The organism is Mycobacterium sp., from assembly GCF_019243155.1.
Lineage (GTDB): Bacteria > Actinomycetota > Actinomycetes > Mycobacteriales > Mycobacteriaceae > Mycobacterium.
The window spans coordinates 1-3,401 of record NZ_JAFAUS010000085.1 but is presented as its reverse complement, the minus strand read 5'-3'; the positions used below and the strand labels follow the sequence as shown (position 1 = coordinate 3,401).

Annotated in this window: 4 protein-coding genes; 2 read left to right on the top strand and 2 right to left on the bottom strand. The window is 66.1% G+C overall.

Annotation, left to right across the window (positions count from 1 at the left end; all coding sequences use genetic code 11):
- Positions 1 to 131 precede the first annotated feature (131 nt).
- Complete coding sequence (gene ramB, locus JOZ00_RS04400; RefSeq protein WP_293340165.1) at positions 132 to 1,547, top strand: acetate metabolism transcriptional regulator RamB; 1,416 nt, start codon at positions 132 to 134, stop codon at positions 1,545 to 1,547.
- Positions 1,544 to 2,122, top strand: a complete 579-nt coding sequence (locus tag JOZ00_RS04395) for a carboxymuconolactone decarboxylase family protein (protein ID WP_293340162.1) — start codon at positions 1,544 to 1,546, stop codon at positions 2,120 to 2,122. The genes ramB and JOZ00_RS04395 overlap by 4 nt, the downstream gene beginning before the upstream one ends.
- Here the strand turns inward: JOZ00_RS04395 and JOZ00_RS04390 are convergent.
- A complete protein-coding gene (locus JOZ00_RS04390; protein ID WP_293340159.1) occupies positions 2,113 to 2,397 on the bottom strand; it encodes a hypothetical protein in 285 nt (94 codons plus the stop codon). The two genes, JOZ00_RS04395 and JOZ00_RS04390, sit on opposite strands and share 10 nt — an antisense overlap.
- A 6-nt stretch (positions 2,398 to 2,403) precedes the next feature.
- Positions 2,404 to 3,401, bottom strand: a 998-nt coding sequence (locus JOZ00_RS04385) for an FAD-dependent oxidoreductase (protein ID WP_293340157.1), incomplete at its 5' end; no start/stop codon positions are given.

Genomic DNA, 3,401 nt, shown 5'->3' with positions numbered 1-3,401 from the left:
TTGTTTGTCCAGGCTCACGGCGTCGCTCCCCGTCTGCTACTCGTCGGTACCTCAGGTTAGCCCTGGCCCCCCGCCGGCGCGGGATGCGAACTCTGCGAACCGCGCCTTCGCAGCCGAGTACGCTTTGTTAAGTGTCCAAAACGTTCGTCGGTTCCCGCGTGCGCCAGCTGCGCAACGAGCGTGGATTCAGTCAGGCGTCGCTGGCCCAGATGCTGGAGATCTCCCCCAGCTACCTCAATCAGATTGAGCACGACGTCCGGCCGCTGACGGTAGCGGTGCTGCTGCGCATCACCGAGGTGTTCGGCGTGGACGCGACGTTCTTCGCCTCCCAGGACGACACCCGGCTGGTCGCCGAGCTGCGCGAGGTGACGATGGACCGCGACCTGGACATCGACGTCGACCCGACCGAGGTCGCCGAGATGGTGGGCGCTCATCCCGTGCTGGCCCGCGCGGTCGTCAACTTGCACCGGCGCTACCGGATCACCACCGCGCAGCTGGCGGCGGCCACCGAGGAGCGGTTCTCCGACGGAAGCGGCAGCGGGTCGATCACCATGCCGCACGAGGAAGTGCGCGACTACTTCTACCAGCGCCAGAATTACCTGCACGAGCTGGACACCGCGGCCGAGGACCTGACGATCAAGATGCGGCTGCACCACGGCGACCTGGCCCGCGAGCTGACCCGCCGGCTCACCGAAGTCCACGGGGTGCACATCAACCGGCGGATCGACCTCGGTGACACCGTGCTGCACCGCTACGACCCCGCGACTAAGACGCTGGAGATGGGCAACCACCTCGCCCCGGGGCAGCAGGTGTTCAAGATGGCCGCCGAGTTGGCCTATCTCGAATACGACGATCTGATCGACACCTTCGTCGAGGAGGGCAAGTTCACCAGCGACGAGTCGCACAAGCTCGCCCGGCTCGGGCTGGCCAACTACTTCGCCGCGGCCGCGGTGTTGCCGTACCGCCAGTTCCACGATGTCGCGGAAAACTTCCGCTACGACGTCGAGCGGTTGTCGTCGTTCTACTCGATCAGTTACGAGACCATCGCGCACCGGCTCTCGACGTTGCAACGGCCGTCGATGCGCGGCGTGCCGTTCTCGTTCATCCGGGTCGACCGGGCCGGCAACATGTCAAAACGCCAGTCCGCCACCGGTTTTCACTTCTCCTCCAGCGGCGGCACCTGTCCGCTGTGGAACGTCTACGAGACGTTCGCCAACCCGGGCACGATCCTGGTTCAGATCGCCCAGATGCCCGACGGGCGCAATTACATGTGGGTGGCCCGCACCGTCGAGCGGCGCGCAGCCCGGTATGGTCAGCCCGGTAAGACCTTCGCGATCGGGTTGGGCTGCGAGCTTCGCCACGCTCACCGGCTCGTGTACTCGGAAGGACTCGACTTGTCGGGGGATGTGGCGACACCGATCGGCGCGGGCTGCCGCGTCTGCGAGCGCGACAACTGCCCACAGCGTGCGTTCCCGGCCTTGGGACGCGCGCTCGACCTGGACGAGCACCGCAGCACGGTGTCTCCGTATTTGGTGAAACAGCCATGAGCACAACGCAAGACGGCCAGACCGGCCGCATTCCGTCGGGGCGGTTCCGTGAACTGGGCCCGGTCAACTGGGTGGTGGCCAGGTTGGCCGCCCGGCAGCTGCGGGTACCGGAGATGCATCTGTTCACCACGCTGGGACAACGCCGGATGCTGTTTTGGACCTGGGCGATCTACGGCGGCCGGCTACTGCGCGGCAAGCTGCCGACGATCGATACCGAGTTGGTTATCCTGCGGGTCGCGCACGTCCGCGCATGCGAATACGAGCTGCAGCACCACCGCCGGATGGCACGCAAGGCGGGTCTGGATTCGGACGCGCAGGCCGCGATCTTCGCCTGGCCGGGCGTCGCGGAAGGCGCCGCCCACCGGCTCAGCGCCCGCCAGCTCGCACTGCTGGCGGCGACCGATGAGTTCGTCAAGGACCGGACCGTCACCGACGCGACGTGGCAGCAGCTGGCCGGTCACCTGGACCGGCGCGAGTTGATCGAATTCTGCTTGCTGGCAAGCCAATACGACGGCCTGGCCGCGACGATGGCAACGCTGGCAATCCCGTTGGACAATCCGTCCGGTCAAACGTAGAGGTCGACCAGCACGGCCAGCGTCAACACCACGGGAAGCACCGGCAGGGCGAACGCGAACGCGGCCCACACCTGCTTCACACGGCGGCGCTGCCACCAGCCCCACGCGCCGGCGCCCGCCGCCAGCAGAATCGACAGCAGCAACACGACCAGGCTCCACACGCTCACCGTCGTCACGTCATCGCCGATCGAAATGGCAAGCAACCACAGCACATAACCGGCCGCCAAACCGCTGACGACACCCGCGACGGTCTCAGTGGTGACGGTGGTTCGCATCGGCGCTCAGAAGTTGATCATGTGGCCGGTCAGGCCATGGAAGCACTCCTGCAGCGCCTCCGACATGGTCGGGTGGGTGTGCACGTTGCGCGCCAGCTCGGTGGCGGTCAGGTCCCACTTCTGCGCCAGCGTCAGCTCGGGCAGCAGCTCGGACACGTCGTGGCCGACCAGGTGCCCACCCAGCAACTCCAAGTGCTTGGCGTCGGCTACCAACTTGACGAATCCGCTGGGGTCGCCCATGCCGTGCGCTTTACCGTTGGCGGTGAACGGGAATTTGGCCACCACGACGTCGTAGCCCTCGTCGCGGGCCTGCTCCTCGGTGAGCCCGAAGCTGGCCACCTGCGGCTGGCAGAACGTCGCGCGCGGCAGCATCCGGTAATCGCCGAGCGCCAAAGTCTCTGCGCCGGCGATGGTTTCGGCTGCCACCACCCCCTGCGCCTCGGCGACGTGCGCGAGCATGAGCTTTCCGGTGACGTCGCCGATCGCGTAGATGTGATCGACGTTGGTGCGCATGTAGTCGGTGATGCCGATCGCCTTGCGGTCGGTCAGCGCGACCCCGGCCGCCTCCAGCCCGAAGCCCTCGACGTTGGGCGCAAAACCGATGGCCTGCAACACTTTTTCGGCCTTGAGCTCCTCCGACTTACCGTCCTTGCTGACGGTCACCCGGACCACGGACCCGTCGTCGGAGATGGATTCGACCTTGGTTCCGGTCAGGATCTTGACACCCAGCTTCTTGAACTGCCTCTCGACCTCTTTGGACACCTCGGCGTCCTCGTTGGGCAGCGCGCGCGGCAGGAACTCGACAACGGTCACATCGACGCCGTAGTTCTTCAGCACATAGCCGAACTCCATGCCGATCGCCCCGCAACCGGCGATGATGATCGACTCCGGCAGCTCGCGGGACAGGATCAACTCCTCGTAGGTAACCACGTTGGCCGACAGCGACGTTCCGGGGACCAGGCGGGTGCTGCTGCCGGTGGCGATGATGGCGTTGTCGAACGTGA